At 48.8% G+C, this 19,143-nt stretch carries 10 protein-coding genes; 8 read left to right on the top strand and 2 right to left on the bottom strand.

Translation table 11 applies throughout. The features are described from left to right. Position 1: 1 nt before the first annotated feature. Both J2Y43_RS04835 and aspS read right to left on the bottom strand, forming a co-directional pair. Positions 2 to 2,425 carry an SLBB domain-containing protein gene (locus J2Y43_RS04835; protein WP_309980997.1) on the bottom strand — a complete coding sequence of 808 codons (2,424 nt, stop codon included), beginning with the start codon at positions 2,423 to 2,425 and terminating at the stop codon, positions 2 to 4. 132 nt (positions 2,426 to 2,557) lie between these two features. Then, complete coding sequence (aspS, locus tag J2Y43_RS04830) at positions 2,558 to 4,327, bottom strand: aspartate--tRNA ligase (protein WP_309980998.1); 1,770 nt, start codon at positions 4,325 to 4,327, stop codon at positions 2,558 to 2,560. Positions 4,328 to 4,419: 92 nt separating this feature from the next. On the opposite strand from aspS, the gene J2Y43_RS04825 reads away from it, so the two are divergent. The 8 genes from J2Y43_RS04825 to J2Y43_RS04790 all read left to right on the top strand — a co-directional run bounded on the left by J2Y43_RS04825 (position 4,420) and on the right by J2Y43_RS04790 (position 19,099). Next, positions 4,420 to 5,358, top strand: coding sequence for a PE-PGRS family protein (locus J2Y43_RS04825; protein ID WP_309980999.1), 939 nt, complete (start codon positions 4,420 to 4,422; stop codon positions 5,356 to 5,358). Positions 5,359 to 5,367: 9 nt separating this feature from the next. Next, positions 5,368 to 7,254 carry a CocE/NonD family hydrolase gene (locus tag J2Y43_RS04820; protein WP_309981000.1) on the top strand — a complete coding sequence of 629 codons (1,887 nt, stop codon included), beginning with the start codon at positions 5,368 to 5,370 and terminating at the stop codon, positions 7,252 to 7,254. A gap of 32 nt (positions 7,255 to 7,286) precedes the next feature. Further along, the gene (locus tag J2Y43_RS04815; protein WP_309981001.1) at positions 7,287 to 9,377 is read left to right on the top strand and encodes a prolyl oligopeptidase family serine peptidase; all 2,091 of its coding nucleotides are present in this window, start codon (positions 7,287 to 7,289) and stop codon (positions 9,375 to 9,377) included. Between the two features lie 182 nt (positions 9,378 to 9,559). Beyond that, positions 9,560 to 11,233, top strand: coding sequence for a T9SS type A sorting domain-containing protein (locus J2Y43_RS04810; protein ID WP_309981002.1), 1,674 nt, complete (start codon positions 9,560 to 9,562; stop codon positions 11,231 to 11,233). A gap of 26 nt (positions 11,234 to 11,259) precedes the next feature. Next, positions 11,260 to 13,119 carry a T9SS type A sorting domain-containing protein gene (locus J2Y43_RS04805; protein WP_309981003.1) on the top strand — a complete coding sequence of 620 codons (1,860 nt, stop codon included), beginning with the start codon at positions 11,260 to 11,262 and terminating at the stop codon, positions 13,117 to 13,119. A gap of 24 nt (positions 13,120 to 13,143) precedes the next feature. After that, entirely contained in the window at positions 13,144 to 14,865 is a 1,722-nt protein-coding gene (locus J2Y43_RS04800) for a T9SS type A sorting domain-containing protein (protein WP_309981004.1), read from the top strand. A gap of 26 nt (positions 14,866 to 14,891) precedes the next feature. Then, the gene (locus J2Y43_RS04795) at positions 14,892 to 16,724 is read left to right on the top strand and encodes a T9SS type A sorting domain-containing protein (protein WP_309981005.1); all 1,833 of its coding nucleotides are present in this window, start codon (positions 14,892 to 14,894) and stop codon (positions 16,722 to 16,724) included. Positions 16,725 to 16,975: 251 nt separating this feature from the next. After that, entirely contained in the window at positions 16,976 to 19,099 is a 2,124-nt protein-coding gene (locus tag J2Y43_RS04790; protein ID WP_309981006.1) for a bifunctional aldolase/short-chain dehydrogenase, read from the top strand. Positions 19,100 to 19,143: the final 44 nt, after the last annotated feature.

Raw genomic sequence — 19,143 nt, 5'->3', positions numbered from 1 at the left:
GTTAATTATTTCTGCTCAGGGTAATTACCGCCAATGTGAGTGTACTAACCATCGAAGCGATGAAAGAGAACAATGCGATGCGCTCGCCAGGTGTTTTCTGACGGTCCGGCTCAGCTACTTTCACCGGCACGGTCACAACCGCACCCGGTTCAACTTTGGGATAAGACCTGAAAAACAGGAAATTCTTGGTTCTGTGCGTCCGGCCGTTGGGATACGACACGTACACGCGTTTTTTCCAACCCTGCTCGGTATAACCACCGGCCTGGGAGATGTAATCGTCGTAGCTGAACTTGGAATCGAAGTTCATAACCGACGGGTTGTGTACGCCACCCTGGATACGCACTGTTTCGAGGCGTCTCGGGATCACGAGCGTATCGCCGTGCATCAATAGCAGGTTCGAGGGAAGCGAGGGCTTATTGACAATCGCTTCAATGTCGACCGCAATCAGCTCCTGGCCCCGGTAGAAACGTGCACCGGGCAAATATGCCTCTGACCGCAGCCCACCCACTTTACCGAACAAATCTGAAATCCGTTCGAAATTATTGATAATGGTATAATTACCCGGATACCGCACTTCACCTATAACCGTCACTGATTTCTGTGGTTCGTAACGCGGCGACTTGCGCACGACGATGATGTCCTGAGGTTGAAGCTTGAACTTCTGGTCGTCAGGGTTGAGAACCAGATTATCGGCCACGTCAATCGAGAAAATGCGGACGTTTTGCGAAGAAGGCAGGTCGAGCGTATCGTTTTTCACACGACGCGACACTTCGATGCGATAGGGGATACCACCTTCCGTGTAACCGCCAGCCTGGAAAATAAGGTCGGCGATGGTAATGTCTTTATAATAATAATAGTTACCTGGGTTGATCACGGATCCCGAAATGGTCAGGAATGTGAATTCTTTCAAGTCTTCCACGGATTTGATCGTCAGGATATCACCTGCGAGCAGCGGAATATCCGCTATTTCGCCGTTCACAAGCTTGCGAAGGTCTATCGCCACAATGCCTGTTTGGGTTTCGCCGCTGGATCGTTCGAGGATGGCGCGGTTCAGGAAGGCGCGCGGGCTAAGTCCCTGCGCCATCTGGATCAGTTTCAGAACAGAATTACAACGCTCTTCCAGGGCATACGGGCCAGGCAATGTAACGGCACCCCGGATTTCGACCTGATTGGCTACAATATCGAGTATCCGCTTTACATTGAAAATGTCACCGTTTTTAGGCGCGAAAGTTTCGATCTGAAGCGAGTCAATGCTACCAATCATATAATTTGTGCCGGTATTGCGCTGGTAGGTAAAAGTCTTCGTATAAGCTTCCGGCGTGAAACCTCCCGCATATCGGATCAGGTTTCCCAGGGTTTCGCCTGGTTTGGCTTCGAAAATGCCGGGGCGTTTTAATTGGCCGTTCAGTTCTATTCTCGTTTCAAACGGTCTGATGAGGATAATGTCCTGATCTTGCAACGCAATGTTGTCGCGAAGGTCGGCATCCACCAGAAACTTGTAGAGGTCAATTTTTCGGATAATCTTGTTGTTCCTGATTACCTCGATGTTGCGGTAGGAACCGTTCAGGCTTGGGCCGCCGGATATTGACAGCGCATTAAATGCAGTGGCGAGCGACGACACGGTGTAAGTGCCCGGACGAGCCGCTTCCCCCGTGATCATCACATGTATGCTACGCACATTCCCGAGTGTAATGGATGAATAGGTCCCCGAACCCGGGCGGTTGAGCGTCGAATATGCCTGGCGCAAGCGGTTTACAATGCGTTCGCTTGCTTGTTCGATCGTCAGCCCATTGACGTATACGGGAGCCAGGTTGAGCATTTTTACCGTTCCTTCCGGACTGATTTTCATGCGGAAGTTATCCACCGCATTTCCGTAAATATCCACGACGATTTCGTCCTCGGGTCCTAGAATATAGTTCCTGGGGGTTGCAATGCGAAGGTTAGGCTCGAAGGTAGAAGTGGTACGCGAAAAGAAAGCGGAGCCAAAAGTGCGGCTCAGGCGGCGGTTTCGCGCGCGTCTTGCATTGGTGGAGTCACGCTCGTTGTTGGCTTCGTCTTCGAGCTGATCCGCATCGTCCTGGTCCCTGGTTTCATCCAGTTCGTCCCGGTTGGGATCATTGGTTTGTTTTTCATCCGGCTTTTGTTGAAGCCGTTTGCGCATGGTGGATATCTGATCCAAAGTGTAGCCCCTCTGCAACGCTGCTTTTTCGATATCCATGTCCGACATCCCGGCCGATTTAGCCTGGTTGTAAAAGTCGACCGCCTGCTGGTTGGTTACTTGCGAAGGGTCGATCTTAGGTTGTGTCGGATCCGTGGGAAGCTGGGGAGAAGTATTGTTTTGAGCAAAAACCCCGATGTTGGTCAGGAGGAGCAGCAACAATAAGGTATTCCTGAAACAGGATCTTACGAAGGATTGATAATGCATGCAGTGTAGTTTAATTACAATCAGGACCGCTCCGTTTCCGGATGGTCCTGTGGTTAAATTTAAATGATGCCCGGGGCAAATCTACAAAATCTTACTTTATTTAAAGTATTAGTCAAATCTATCTCGTGTTGGTCATGCATTTGCACCTTCTACGCGGATTGCCAGCTCTTTAAGCTGCCCGTCCGAGATCGTCGACGGAGAATCAATCATCACGTCACGACCTGAATTGTTCTTAGGGAATGCGATGAAATCCCGGATCGAATCTGCGCCGCCAAAAATAGAGCAGAGCCTGTCGAAACCAAATGCAATACCGGCATGAGGAGGGGCGCCGAATTCAAATGCATTCATCAAAAAGCCAAATTGTTCCTGGGCCTCTTCTGCCGAGAACCCGAGGATCTCGAACATTTTTCGTTGAAGCTCTTTTTCGAAGATCCGGACAGAACCTCCGCCAACTTCAACGCCGTTGATCACCATATCGTATGCATTGGCCCTTACCAGCCCCAGATTTTTGTCCAGCAGTTCGATATCCTCCGGTTTCGGGCTGGTGAACGGGTGGTGCATCGCGAACCACCTGTTTTCTTCTTCGCCGAATTCAAGAAGCGGGAAGTCGATCACCCACAATGCGCGGTATTCGTCAGGGTTGCGTAGCCCCAGGCGTGAACCAATTTCGAGGCGTAGCTCATTGAGCTGCTTACGCGTTTTATCGCCCTGGCCCGACAGGATCAATAGCAGATCACCTGGCTTTGCATCAAACGCTTCCACCCATTTTTTAAGCTCTTCTTCGGTATAGAATTTGTCAACGGACGACTTGATTGATCCATCGGGGTTGTAACGAACATATACCAGGCCTTTCGCTCCGATTTGCGGACGCTTAATCCAGTCGGTCAGTTCATCTACCTGCTTTCTTGTGTAAGCAGCGCAGCCGGTAGCATTGATACCCACTACAAGGCCAGCATCGTCGAATACGCCGAAACCTTTTCCGGAAGTAAGGTCGCGGTCGTCGCCTTTCAGTTCCACGAATTGCATATCAAAGCGGATATCCGGCTTGTCGGAACCGTAAAGGCGCATCGCATCCGCATAAGTCATGCGCGGAACTTCGGGGAGATCGATATTTTTTACTTTCGCGAAAAGCTCGCGGATCATGCCTTCGAATGTGTTCAGAACGTCTTCCTGCGTCACAAACGACATTTCACAGTCGATTTGCGTAAACTCCGGCTGACGGTCAGCGCGCAGGTCTTCATCGCGGAAACACTTCACGATCTGATAGTAACGGTCGAAACCGGCCACCATCAGCAGCTGTTTGAATGTCTGTGGTGATTGGGGTAATGCATAAAATTCACCCGGATTCATACGGCTTGGTACCACGAAATCGCGGGCGCCTTCGGGAGTGGATTTGATCAGTACCGGGGTTTCTACTTCGATGAAATTCAGGTTGTCGAGGTAAGCACGGGTGTAACGCGCTACCTGGTGGCGCAATTGCAGGTTCTGACGGACCGTATTTCTGCGCAGGTCGAGATAGCGGTACTTCATGCGGATATCGTCGCCGCCGTCGGTTTCGTCCTCGATCAGGAACGGAGGAAGCTTTGCGGGGTTCAGAATATGGAGTTCCGATACGCGGATCTCGATATCGCCGGTCGCGATCTTGTCATTTTTTGACAGACGTTCAATTACCGCACCTTTGGCTGAAATCACGAATTCGCGGCCCAGAGAGCGGGCAGTTTCCAACACATTTGCGGGGGTTTTTCCCTCTTCGAACAGCAGCTGGGTGATGCCGTAACGGTCACGCAGATCGAGCCAGATCATGCCTCCCTTATCGCGGACGCGCTGAACCCAACCACATAATACAACGTCTTGATTTACATGTTCTAAGCTTAATTCCCCGCAGGTATGTGTACGTAACATATAACTATTTTAATACTGATATAATGAAAGTCGCTGATAATAAATGCGGCAAAAGTACGTATTTTTAGCAAATCTAACATGAAGTGTTTTCTATGAAAATATATGACGGCGTGAGCGGACGAGTGGGGTTGATGCTTTCTTCACTTGTATTTTGCGTAACCTGTTCATGCGGCGACCCCGAGCCTTCTCCCGGAGGAAACGGCCTGTCGGACCAGTTTGAAACGACGCCCGAGCAGTTTCCGATTGCAGCGGGTATTATTGATGAAGCATCCGGTCTGGCGGCAAGCGCAACCATGCCCGGCTACTTATGGACAATCCAGGATTCGGGTCAGCCGAACTCTTTATATCTCATCAGTAAAGACGGCAAAACCATCAAAGAATATAATGTACCCGGCAGCAACAACCACGACTGGGAGGAAGTTGCCGTAGGTCCTGGCCCGGATAACGGCGTGTCGTACGCCTATATAGCGGATATCGGCAACAACAATCAGCCGGTAACCTCCACCAATACCATTTACCGCATTCCGGAAATCAAAGGTGCGGATGGCTCTTTCAGCCAAAGCGCATTGCAGAAGATCACTTTCAGCTACCCCGATGGTGCCAGGGATGCGGAGGCACTGATCGTCGATCCCGTGACGAAGGACATTTTCGTTTTATCGAAGGAAATGCAGGGAACCAACATTTACCGCCTGGCATTCCCGCAATCTACTTCGGATGTAAGTGTTGCGGAAAAAATAGGCACGGTTCCGGGCGTGTTATTTGCAACGGCGGCCACCATTTCCAGGGACGGTAGCGAAATAATGGTTCGCACCTACACGAACGGATTTATTCCGGCTGTATACTATTGGAAAAGAAGTAATGGTGAAACGGTGGGTCAGACGCTCGTAAAATCTGCGAATAAAACTTTGACAGTCGAGTCTGAACCGCAGGGCGAGGCAATCTGTTTCGAAAACGATGGCAAAGGCTTCTATACCTTAAGTGAAAAGGCAAATGCTGCCAGTGTGTCATTGAATTACTATAAGAGAAAATAATCACAAACTATGATCAAAAATCTACTCCGCGCAGCGCTTTTCGTGCTGGCACAGCATGCTTATGGGCAGATTGCCTCCGACGAGCAGTACATCCGTGAAAACTATTCCAAAGCAGAATACGACATTCCGGTGAGGGACGGTGTGAAGCTGCATACCATTGTTTATTCTCCTAAAGATGCCTCGGCCGACAAAAAGTATCCCTTTTTAATGCAGCGCACCTGTTACAGCGTGGCCCCTTACGGCGCAGATAAGTATCCGCCACGCCTCGGCCCAAGCCCGGCGCTGATGCGCGACAAGTTCATATTCGTATACCAGGACGTGCGCGGGCGTTACCTGAGCGAGGGCACCTGGACGAACATGACGCCGCATATCGATCAGAAGAAAGGCAAAAACGACGTCGATGAAGCGTCGGATACCTACGACACCATTGAATGGCTGCTTCAAAATGTGGCGAACAACAATGGCCGTGTGGGGCAATGGGGCATTTCGTATCCCGGGTTTTATACCACGGCCAGCGCATTGGCCGGCCACCCCGCATTGAAAGCTTCTTCGCCGCAGGCCCCTATCGCCGATTTCTTTTTTGACGATTTCCATCACAATGGCGCATTTACCCAGGGCTATTACCTCACATTCCCGGTTTTTGGTATCAAGCCGCCAAAGCCGACCACCGATTCGTGGTTTGCAGGCGAAATGTTCACGCCTAAGCCGGATGGATATACATTCAACCTCGAAATGGGTTCTTTGAAGAACTTTGATAAATACTATTCACAGAACTTTTACTGGCAGGAGACGGTCAACCACCCTAACAAGGACGAGTTTTGGAAAAAACGTGATATTCTGCCGCATTTGAAAGGGGTGAAACACGCATTCATGACCGTGGGTGGCTGGTTCGATGCCGAGGATTTGTATGGTCCTTTGAATACCTATAAAACATTGGAAAAGAACAACCCTTCCATTTACAACACATTGGTGGTAGGGCCATTCGGTCACGGTCGTTGGAGCCGTGAAACCGGACATACTTTGCACAACGACATTTACTTCGGCGATAGCATTGCCACGTTTTACCAGAACAATATTGAAGCGAAGTTCTTCAAGCATTTCCTGAAAGAGGCTGGCGATGGAAAGACCGGTTTGCCGGAGGCTTATTTGTTTGATACGGGTAAAAAAGAATGGAAGACATTCGATAAATGGCCCGTAACGAATGCTGAAAAGCGCAAGCTGTATTTTCATTCAAAAGGTAAGCTGGATTTCAATGCACCGAAAGAAGGCAAATCGGCGACCAATTATGTGAGCGATCCTTTGAAACCGGTGCCTTATACGGCCAACTACAAACAAATGTCGGGCTTTACGCCGTTCGAATACATGTCGGAAGACCAGCGTTTCGCGGCTACACGGCCGGATGTTCTGGTTTTTGAAACAGATATCCTGACCGAAGATGTTACCCTGGGCGGGGAGATCAATGCATTGCTGAAATTCAGTACTACCGGTACCGACGCCGATTTCTTCGTAAAACTGATTGACGTTTATCCGGACGACGAAAAGAACCACGCCTATATGCCCGATCCGAAAGTGGTGCTCGCCGGGTATCAGCAAATGGTACGCAGCGAAGTAATGCGCGCCCGCTTCCGCAACAGCTTTGAGAAGCCCGAACCAGTGGTAGCAGGCAAAGTGACCGACCTGAAATTCCGTTTGCAGGATGTGCTGCATACTTTCAAAAAAGGGCATCGTATTATGGTGCAGGTACAGAGCACGGCATTCCCGCTTTTTGACCGTAACCCACAGAAGTACGTAGAAAACATCTACAAGGCGCAGGATTCGGATTTTACCACTGCCAAACACACTATTTATCATCAGGCCGACGCTCCCAGCGCATTGGAAGTGGAGATTATTAAATGACGGCCGTTATTATGGATTCAAAAATTTTTCTGATGACTTTGATGACAGCATCGGCATTGTCGGGGACCGGCAACGCACAGCAACTAAAATACCCTGAAACGAGAAAGCAGGAGCATTTTGATGAATACCACGGCGTGAAGGTCGCCGATCCTTACCGCTGGCTCGAAGATGACCGTTCCGAAGAAACGGCGGCGTGGGTGAAAGCGCAGAACGAGGTGACGTTTGGCTACCTGAATGCGATTCCGTTTAAGGGGAAGATATTTCAGGACCTCGAAAAGGCCTATAACTATCCCAAATATTCGGCTCCAAAAAAGAAAGGAGAGTATTTCTATTTCTACAAAAACGACGGCCTGCAAAACCAGGCTGTATTGTACCGTCAGAAGGGGCTCTCCGGAACGCCGGAAGTAGTAGTCGACCCAAACAAGCTCTCTCCCGATGGCACCACACGACTTACTGTTTTCAGCCTGTCGAAAGACGGCGCATATGCGGTTTTGGGTTTTTCGAAAGGCGGTTCCGACTGGCAGGAATACCAGGTGATGAATATGAAGGACCTTTCAATGCTGGCTGATAAGGTGGAATGGGTGAAGGTCTCAGGAGCGTCGTGGCAGGGCGACGGCTTTTATTACAGCCGCTACCCAAAACCGGATGGCAGCGCATTGGCCGCTAAAAACGAGAATCATCAGGTATTTTTTCACCGCATCGGCACGAAGCAGGAGCTGGACAAACTGGTGTTCGAAGACCCCGCAAACCCGCAACGCTTTCATACTGTGGGTACAACCGAGGACGAACAATACGCTGTGCTGACCGTAAGCGATCGTGGAAAGGGTAAGGACGGTAATGGGGTTTGGGTGTTGAAAAAGGGTGAAAGCCGCTTCGTGCCTATCCGAGAGGAAATTACTGACGCCAGCTTCCGCATTATCGAAAACATAGGCGCTGATTTCCTGATCGAAACCAACGACGATGCACCGAATGGCAAGGTAATGCTTTTCAAAACAGCTGGCCGGACATGGGAAACCGTGTTGCCGGAGCGCGAGGAACCGCTCGAATCTGCTCAGCTGGCGGGCGGGAAGTTGTTTGCATCCTATTTGAAAGATGTGACCTCTCGCGCGTACGTGTACACACCCACGGGTGTGCTTGAAAGTGAGATCCAAATGCCCGGACTGGGCTCGGCGGCAGGCTTTGGAGGCGATCAGGAGGATACTTTTGTGTTTTATACCTATACTTCCTTCAACTATCCTTCGACGATCTTCCGCTACGACATTGCGAGCGGAAAAAGCAGCGTTTTCCGGGAACCCGAAGTGACGTTCAAACCGGCGGATTATGAAACGAAGCAGGTATTTTATCCAAGTAAGGACGGTACCCGTATTCCCGCATTCATTACCTATAAAAAGGGACTGAAACTGGATGGCACCAATCCTACGATCCTTTACGGCTACGGTGGCTTCAATGTGAGTCTGCCGCCTGCGTTTAGCCCTACCCGTATCCCGTTTTTTGACCAGGGGGGCGTGTTTGTACAAGCCAACCTGCGCGGTGGAAGCGAGTACGGTGAGAAATGGCACGAGCAGGGTATGAAGCTGAAAAAGCAGAATGTGTTCGACGACTTCATCGCCGCAGCGGAATTCCTGATCCGGGAGAAATATACCTCACCGGAGCGGCTGGCCATTCAGGGCGGTTCCAACGGCGGGCTGCTCGTCGGCGCCGTGATGAACCAGCGCCCCGAGCTTTTCAAAGTGGCGTTCCCGGCGGTAGGCGTAATGGATATGCTCCGTTTCCACAAATTCACCATTGGCTGGAACTGGATCGCCGATTATGGAAGCAGTGATAATGCGGAAGAGTTCAAGGTTTTATACGGATATTCTCCGCTCCATAACATTCAAACAGGCGGCCATTACCCCGCTACGATGATCACCACCGCCGACCACGACGACCGCGTTGTTCCGGCGCATTCATTTAAATACGCGGCCGAGTTGCAGGCAAAGGCGGGAAATACTTCTGCCAATCCATTGCTGATCCGGATTGATACCAACTCCGGCCACGGCGCCAGCAATACCAAAAAAGCGCTGGAAACCCAGGCGGATATTTACGCATTCCTCTTCCGCAATATGGGCCTCACCTGGAAGTAAACAGGCCTCACAGAAACTACCCTATTAAGCTTCAATAATTTTTTGTAACCGGTGTGCAATTTTGTTGTGCATTCGGTTACATTTGTATATACAATATTCTTACAGTATCCCGGCAGCATGTTCTGTCGCCCCAGGCACCCGCTCAACGTTCGAGGAATTTCTTAACCTTATTTAATGACGCTATGAAAAGATGTCTACTTGGGCTCGTCTGCCTTTTTGTTTCAATTTATTCGTTTGGTCAGACGCTGGAAAGCGATCGGTTGGCGCTGGTGGCATTCTATCAGGCTACGGGCGGAAATAACTGGTATGACAACACGGGCTGGGTGGTTCCGGGGAGCCCCGGCGATAATCCTTGCGGATGGTACGGAGTCACTTGCGAGGGCGGGCGTGTCACGAAGCTTATAATAGAAGAGAATGACATCGTCGCACCTATTCCGGCGGTTGTAGGGAGCCTCTCTGCATTGAAACATCTGGACCTTTCGGGGGCAGGAGGGGAGTTTTCTTATTTCTACGGCGATTTGCCTGTGGAACTCGGGAATCTAACTAATCTTGAATACCTGGATTTAAGTGGCAATCAGTTGACAGGGGTTAATGTTTCGGTAATCAATAATCTTACAAACCTGAAACACCTCTCTCTTTCACCATACATGAACTGGCCTGCTCTTCCCTCGTTGGCTAATCTGGTTAATTTGGAGTATTTGCGTCTTGCGGTTGAGGACGCGGCGATGCAGGGTGAGGGCTCAGTCGGAGCTATTCCGGCATACATCGGAAATTTTACTAAGCTCAAAACGCTGATTATGCGTCATGGAGGTGTTACCGGAACTATCCCGTCGACTCTGGGTGGTTTGACAGATCTCGAAATACTCGATCTAAGTGAAAATAAGCTGACGGGCGCTATTCCTGCGTCGTTTAACAACCTGACCAAACTGACTAAACTGGACTTGTCTCATAACGACCTGAATGGTCCTGTTCCGAACATCCTGGGAATTCCTGTCGCGGCTGATGTAAGAATCAATAATAATGCTTTCACCTTTTCGGGCATGGAAACGAATATCAGCAGGCTGGATTCCTATGGTAATCAGAAGAAATTTAAGTTGACAGCCATTATTCCGCTGCGAACCGCTAATAATTTGAGGACAGCAAGAGCTTTGGGCGGAACGTTGGTCGCGGATTTTGCCGGTGGAACAGCGGCCAATAATACCTATAAATGGTACAAGAGTGGGGTGCTGGTTGCTACGACCGTGGGCATCCAGTATTTCAATACCCCAGACGGAATTTACCGGGCGGAAGTAACAAATAGCCTGGTACCGGGGCTTACCATGGTCAGCGAGGATCTCGTTCTCATCGGAATGCCTGTAACGCTCATCTCATTTGATGGGAGGTCGGAGAATAATCAAAACAAACTTATCTGGAAAACTTCTGCTGAAATCAACAATAATGGCTTCGAAATAGAGCGCAGCGCGGATGCCCGCACATTTGAAAAGATTGGTTTCGTAGATGGGAGCGGAGACACGAAAGAAGATCAGTTTTATCACTTTACCGATCTCAACCCATTTGCGACCAGTTACTATCGCTTGAAGCAGTTGGATCACGACGGCCAATTTGAATACTCGAAGGTTATCATGGTGAAAAGCGACGCGGTAATCTTGAAGGTGTATCCCAACCCTGCCCAGGATTATCTGACCATTTCAGGAATTAGTCAAAAACAACCTTTTTCGGTCGTCGACGGGAACGGGCGTGTGGTGATTGAAGGTCAGGTAACTGATAAGCAGCAGATTAATATCAGGAAACTGGGTGCTGGCCGATATGTAGTGAGAGTTGGTGAGGAGAGCAGCAGGTTATTGATAAACAGGTGATTAGAATGAGCATAAACGAAAGAGCCATGCGTAAATTTTTACTATTTCTTCTATTCATTTCATTCAAGTCATTCGCGCAGTCTCTTGAAAGTGACAGGTTGGCTTTGGTGGCGATTTATAATGCGACCTCCACGGGTGTCAATGAAGTGTATGGTGAGCCTAACTTTAATGACATCACCGGCTGGAATATTCCCGGCGTGCCGGGAGATAGCCCCTGCGGCTGGCCGGGCGTCACCTGTGAGGGTGGCCGCGTAACGCGGCTGGATTTGTCCCAAAATCAGGTTTTTGGACCTATTGCACCGGAAATTGGTAATCTGACAGAGTTGAAATATCTGAATCTCGAGGGCGGTGGCGGCGAAATGAATCCCTGGACCGGAGAACTCCCTTTGACATTGGGAAATCTTACAAAACTGGAATACCTCAACCTGAGCCATAATAGGATTAGTATAACCAATATGGGAGTGATAGGGAATCTTACCGGCCTTAAACAACTGGCGGTAACTCCACTTGGAGAAATACCGTCCCAATGGGCCAGCCTTGTCAATCTCGAGGTGCTTTTTTTGGGTAGTAATGAAGCGTTTCCTCCCGGAGAAAGCTTTACATTTCCAGTCTTTTTGACAGGGTTTACAAAATTGAGGGAGTTGTACCTGATGGGGCAGTTGGCAGGGGCCTTGCCGTCTCAGATAGGCGGTATACCTAATCTCGAAATTCTGGAAATTGTAAGGAACTACAATTTGACCGGTCAGATTCCTGCTGCAATTGGGAACCTGTCGAAATTGAAGCAGTTAACTATCCGCCGTAGCTTCGACGGCGGTCCAATTCCTGTTGAAATCGGGAACCTGGTGAATCTGGAAGGACTGCGTATAAGCGATATCCCGCTAACCGGCAGTATTCCCGCGCAGATTAATAACCTGACAAAGCTGGTACTTATAGACATCGGAAGTACCAATTTAGGAGGTCCATTGCCTCCCATCAATAACCTGACGGCGTTGACTGTCCTGGATATCAGGTATAACAAATTCAAGGGACCGCTCCCCAGCCTTGCAAATATTCCAGTTTCGGGATATGTGAATGTAGGATCTAATGCCTTCACATTTGCCGGGCTAGAAGAGAATTTTAGTAAGCTGGATGGTTATCTTATCCAGGCGAAAATACCCATGCTTGCTCAATTTGCGCCTGGCGGAGCCAAGTTGTCCGTTCAGGCCGGTGGAACCTTGGCGAATAACACTTACAAATGGTTTAAGAATAATGTGCTGTTTGCAACCACCGTTGGTGACAATTCGCTAATTGTAACAGAAGAAGCAATGTATCGGGTAGAAATCACGAACAGTGTCGTGACAGGGTTGAAATTGGTGAGTAATAACTATGACTATGTGAAGCTGCCGGTAGCCCTCGTTTCCTTCGCAGGCAAATCTGAATCCAACCAAACCAAACTAACCTGGAAAACGACCTCGGAGACCGACAACAAAGGTTTCGAAATAGAGCGCAGCGCAGATGCGCGAAGCTTCGCAAAAATCGGATTTGTGGATGGAAATGGTGACACGAAAGAAATCAATACCTATCATTTTACCGACGTTAGCCCATTGGTAAGAGGCTTCTACCGCTTGAAGCAGCTCGACTACGACGGCAAATTCGAGTATTCAAAAATCATTGAAGTAAAGGGTGACGGTGCCATCGTGAAGGTCTATCCTAATCCGGCAGAGGATTATCTGACCATTTCAGGTATCAGTCAGAAACAGCCGTTTTCGATTGTTGATCGCAATGGGCGTGTCGTGTTGAAAGGATTTGTGAAGGAAAAGGATCAGATTGATGTAAGAAGGTTGGGAGCCGGTAGTTATGTAGTGAAAGTAGGCGAATTTGCTGGTAAATTATTTATTAGTAGGTGATTGTGATTTAAAATATAAAGTACTATGCGTAAATTTTTACTACTTCTTCTGTTCATTTCCATAGAATCAATAGGGCAGACACTGGAAAGTGATCGCCAAGCACTTGTTGCGATTTATAATCAGGCCAATGGTCCTAGCTGGTTGGTCAATTGGGTAGTCCCGGGCAATGTGGGCGACAACCCTTGCGGATGGGATGGTGTGACTTGTGCGGGTGGCCGGGTTACACGTCTTAGTATCAGTAATACTTCCGAGCCTGCAATACTGCCGTCGGAAATCGGGAACCTTACGGAACTGACGCACCTTGACCTCGCTACGGGTTATCTAGGACCGGGATTTGGGGGGACCATTCCATCAGAAATCGGTAATCTCACCAAGCTGGAATATTTGAATTTTCTGGGAAATGGTTTCAGTTCAGGTAGTATGTCTGTTGTTGGCGGTCTTACGACCCTGAAAGAATTACACGTCAGTCTTTCGGGCGATGTCCCCGCAAGTTTCGGGAATCTGGTTAATCTTGAGCGTTGCGTGATGGGGAGGTTCGGACCACTTGAAGGAATTAACACAATTGCATTTCCTGACGTTGTTTGCACATGGCCTAAAATCAAACTTTTGCGTATGGGCGGTGTTGTGTTTTCCACTCCGATACCAAGCCAGATAGGAAACCTCACGACACTGGACACATTGGAACTAACCGGAACCCGGCCTTTCGCGCTTGGTTCCTACGCCAGTGTGGGAGGAATTCCTGCTGAAATAGGTAATCTCACAAACTTGCGCTGCCTGAACATTTCATACAATGGTATTAGCGGCGCAATACCCGCCTCGTTCAACAATCTGACTAACCTGATGACACTGGATTTGTCATATAATAACCTGACTGGCCCGATTCCGAATCTTTTGGGGATTCCGATTGCGGCATCTGTGAATATCAGCAACAATTTTTTCAATCTAGCCGGCATGGTCGACAACCGGTCGGTTCTGGATATTTACGCTCCACAGGGGCTCATTAACTTGCGGGAGATTAAGGGAATGCTGCAATCAACTATTAAGGCGGAGGATGGCGTGGATTACGACGCCAATAACAGCTACACTTATTTTAAGGACAACACACAGGTGCCCTCGCAGGGCTACTATAATGACTATACTGTATTCGCGTCACAAAGAGGACTTTATCGGATCGAAGTAAGAAATAGCCTGTTGCCGGGGCTAGTATTAAGTACCGGCAATGTGTTGGTAGAGCCTCCGCTGCCCGTAACACTTGTTTCCTTTGGCGGCAAATCCGAAAACAACCAAACTAAACTCACCTGGAAAACTGCCGAGGAAACCAATAACAAAGGCTTCGAAGTCGAACGCAGTGCCGACGCAAGGACATTTGAAAGGATTGCTTTTATAGATGGCAGTGGGGATGCGAGAGAGGAGCAGTTTTATCATTTTACTGACGACAATCCATTCACAATAAGTTATTACCGATTAAAGCAACTGGATTACGACGGCAAATTTGAGTACTCGAAAGTGATCAAGGTAAAGAGTGATGCTGCGATGGTGAAGGTTTATCCAAACCCTGCGCACGATTACCTGATCGTTTCAGGCGTCACTGAGAAGCAACCGTTTTCGATTGCGGACGGGAATGGGCGTATCGTCTTGGAAGGTCTGATCGCGGACAAGCAGCAGATTAACATCAGGAATCTTGTAAACGGCAGGTATGTGATAAGAGTAGGTGAAGTGAGCAGCAATTTACTGATTCTTCGGTAATTTAATCAGGTAAAATTCAGATAGGCATGCGTAAACTTTTATTGGTTCTTCTATTCATTTCGTTCCGATCATTTGGCCAGACATTGGAGAATGACCGTTTGGCCCTGGTAGCACTTTACAATGGTTTTGCCGGTGCGAACTATCCGGAACTATCCAACTGGGTTATACCTGGTAACAATGGTGACAGTCCTTGCGGCTGGTATGGCGTTACGTGTGAAGGAGGACGTGTGACGAAACTGGTGTTAAAGGAACTGCTGTTAGGGGGAGAGCTTGCGCCCGAAGTTGGTAATCTAACGGCTTTAACTACCTTGGATCTTTCGAAAACGGGGACGTGGATGGGTAGTCTGACGGGGAACATTCCTGTCGAATTGGCAAATCTGACTAACCTGGAATACCTGTATATCGCTGACCAGACATTTGAAAAAACAAGCCTCGGAGTGATCGGGAGTCTTACCAAGTTGAAGGGGTTGGCTCTCACTCCGACTGGCGAAATTCCTGCCAATTTTACTAATCTTGTCGACCTGGAAACTTTATACCTGGGGTCGGGTGATCCCATGGGTGGGTTTTCTGATTTTTCTTTTCCCTCCTTCCTCTCAGTCCTACCCAAATTGAAGGAATTGTATTTACAGGGTTGGGTAAAAGGTGAATTTCCGACCGCCATTGGAAGCTTTTCGAATCTTGAAGTTTTGGAGCTTAATATCAATGGATTTTCAAATGCACTTCCACAGCAGCTTGGTAATCTGTCGAAACTAAAACGACTCTACATCAGTCGCTACGAAGGACTAGGCGATTTCACATTTTTGAACGACCTGTTAAATCTCGAAGAACTGGAACTGCATGATTGCTACTTTGCTGGAAAACTGCCGGAGGGTATTGGTAACCTTACCAAACTAAATAAGATAGTCATAAACAGTGCAAGCTTTGACGGCGTCATCCCCCCGGGTATCAGCACCTTGTCCAATCTGACGGTTCTGAATCTGAAATACAATGCATTTACCGGTCCGATACCTGATCTTTCCAACGTTCCGGTGTCAGGGCTAATCGATCTTTCCAATAATGCATTTACGTTCGAAGGCATGGAGTCCAATATTGCCTGGCTTGATCAGTATTCGCCTCAGGAGAAAATTGTGATCAGCGCGCAGCCAGTGCCTGGCGGGGCGCTGTTGACTGTAAATGCCGGCGGGACCTTGGGCAACAACACTTATAAATGGTACAGGAATAATGTACTTTTTACGACCGTTGTGGGAAATAACTCTCTAACAGTAACTGACGTTTCGACCTACCGCGTGGAGGTGACCAATAGTGTGATGACCGGATTGACTCTGGTAAGTTTGAATTACAGAAATGTTCAACTACCTGTTGCTCTGGTATCCTTCAACGGCAAATCCGAAAACAACCAAACCAAGCTCAGCTGGAAAACCACTTCCGAAACCAATAACAAAGGCTTCGAGATCGAGCGCAGCGCGGATGCGCGGAGCTTTGAGAAGATCGGCTTTGTGGATGGCAGTGGCGATACCAAAGAAAATCAGTTTTATCATTTTATCGATGTCAATCCATTAGCAACAGGCTATTATCGATTGAAACAATTGGATTATGATGGGAAGTTTGAATATTCGAAAGTGATTGTTGTACGGGCTGGTGAGGGTATTGTTAAGATGTATCCAAATCCGGCGCAGACGGAACTTACCGTCGAAGGCGCTGGGGAAAACGAGGTGGTGTCGGTATTTACGCCAGCAGGTAGGCCGGTCCTGACGGGTGCGAAACTGTCGGGCGGTAAGCTGGATGTGAAGGATTTGAAAGAAGGCATGTACACCATCAAAATCGGCGATGTAGCAAAGAAATTGCTAATTAAGCGATAGGGTAAGTAAGGTAATTTTAGCTTTTCGTGGTCTGAACTGTTACAAGCATGGTTCAGACCATTTGTTTATATCAAAACTTCCAAATCTCACATTAATTCTCGATTTATTTCAACATGCAGGATACAACAGGACGGTGTGCATTGCTAAGTTTCCTAATCTTGCACATACGTTCAGAGTAGTATTAATCTGTTAAAATACTTTCAGGAAAGAAGAACTTTTACCTCAAAAACGATAAATAACAGGAAACAAATATGAGCAGTTCTAAAGTAAGCCAGTACAGGTACGTAAGCTATTTATGGGATGAAGAGAAAGCCGCCTCCCTGGGTGATGATCAGGTTGCACTTCTTCTGTACCGTTCAAATCTGTTGGGTGCCGATCTACGCCTGACCAACTATGCTGGTGGAAACACGAGCTGTAAAACTATCGAAAAAGATCCGCTGACAGGCAATCCTGTCGAGGTAATGTGGATCAAAGGCTCGGGTGGAGATATTGGTACTTTAACAAGAAGCGGACTGGCCGGTCTGTACGTCGACCGCCTGCACAGCCTGAAAAACATCTACCGCGGACTGGAATTCGAAGATGAAATGGTGGAACTGTTCAACCATTGCATTTACGACCTGAAATCGAAAGCGCCGTCTATCGACACGCCGCTGCACGGCTTGCTGCCTTTCAAACACATCGATCACCTGCACCCTGATGCATTGATCGCGATCGCGGCATCGAAGGAAGGCGAGGCTATTACCAAAGAATTGTTCAATGGTGAGTTGGCGTGGGTACCTTGGCAGCGTCCCGGTTTCGACCTCGGTCTGCAACTGGAACAGGCATTGAACAACAACCCGGGCATTCGCGGTATCGTTTTGGGCGGTCACGGATTGTTCACCTGGGGTGATACTGCATACGAATCTTACATTAATACGCTCGATACGATTGAAAGAGCGTCGGAATACCTGGCTGAAAACTATGGCAAAAAGCGCCCGGTTTTCGGAGGAGTACGCCTGGAAAGCGAGCCGAAAGAGCGCCGCGCTTCTATCGCGGGCAAGCTGGCGCCTTACCTGCGTGGACTGGCTTCCGAGCAGCAGGCAATGATCGGTCACTTTACCGATGATGAGCGCGTATTGGAATTCATCGCAAGTAATGACCTGGACAAATTGGCACCACTCGGTACCAGCTGCCCTGACCACTTCCTGCGCACCAAAATCCGCCCGCTGGTACTTGACCTGCCATTCGAAAAGCTGGAAGCGGCCGATGCCGAAATCCTCGAACACATCCGTCCGCAATTCGAAGCATACCGTGCGGATTACATCGCTTACTACGAGCGCTGCAAGCATTCCAACAGCCCCGCCGTGCGTGACCCGAACCCGGTGATCATCCTGTTGCCAGGCGTGGGTATGTTCTCATTCGCGAAAGACAAGCAGACTGCGCGGGTTGCGGCTGAATTTTATATCAATGCAATTAATGTAATGAAAGGCGCCGAGGCGATCTCTTCTTACGTTTCATTGCCGGAGCAGGAAGCATTCGACATCGAATACTGGTTGCTGGAAGAAGCGAAATTGCAGCGTATGCCGAAAGAAAAATCAGTATCCCGCAAAGTGGCATTCGTAACCGGTGGCTCGGGGGGTATCGGTAAGGCTATCGCGCAGAAATTGTTACAGGAAGGCGCTTGCGTGGTGATTTCGGATATCGATGAAAAAGCATTGGCAGAAACCAAAGCGGAATTCGATGCGAAATTCGGGAAGGATTTCTCAGATACCACCGTTGCAAACGTACTCGACGACGAGGCGATCAAAGCAGCATTGCATGCTACCAAATTGAAATATGGCGGTTTGGATATCGTGGTAAACTGCGCCGGTTTGTCGATCTCGAAACCATTGGCGGATACAACTATTAAAGACTGGGATATTTTGCAGGATGTATTGGTGAAAGGCCAGTTCCTGGTATCGCAGGAGTCGGTGGCCATTATGCGTCAGCAAGGCCTGGGTGGTGATATTATCAATATCGCGAGCAAGAATGGTATCGTTTCAGGCCCGAACAACGTAGCTTACGGAACAGCCAAAGCTGCTCAGCAACATATGTCGCGCTTGTTGGCTGCGGAACTCGGTCCGGATAAGATCCGCGTGAACGTGGTGAACCCTGATGCGGTAATCGCCGGAAGCAAGATCTGGGAGAGCGGCTGGGCTGCGGGACGTGCCAAAGCATACGGCATCAAAGTAGAAGAACTGCCGGCTTACTATGCGAAAAGAACGGTATTGAATGCAGAAATCCACACGGACGATATTGCAAACGGCGTTTATATTTTCGTGAGCGGTTTGCTCAACAAGAGCACCGGAAACGTGATCAACGTCGACGGCGGTGTTCCTGCGGCATTCCTTCGCTAATGATCAAAATATGTTAAATCAGACTTGGTGGGTTGTAGTGACTT

This window comes from Dyadobacter sp. BE31, from assembly GCF_031457695.1.
Classification (GTDB): Bacteria; Bacteroidota; Bacteroidia; order Cytophagales; family Spirosomataceae; genus Dyadobacter.
The sequence above is the reverse complement of the archived record's forward strand: the minus strand, read 5'-3'. Positions and strand labels throughout refer to the sequence as shown.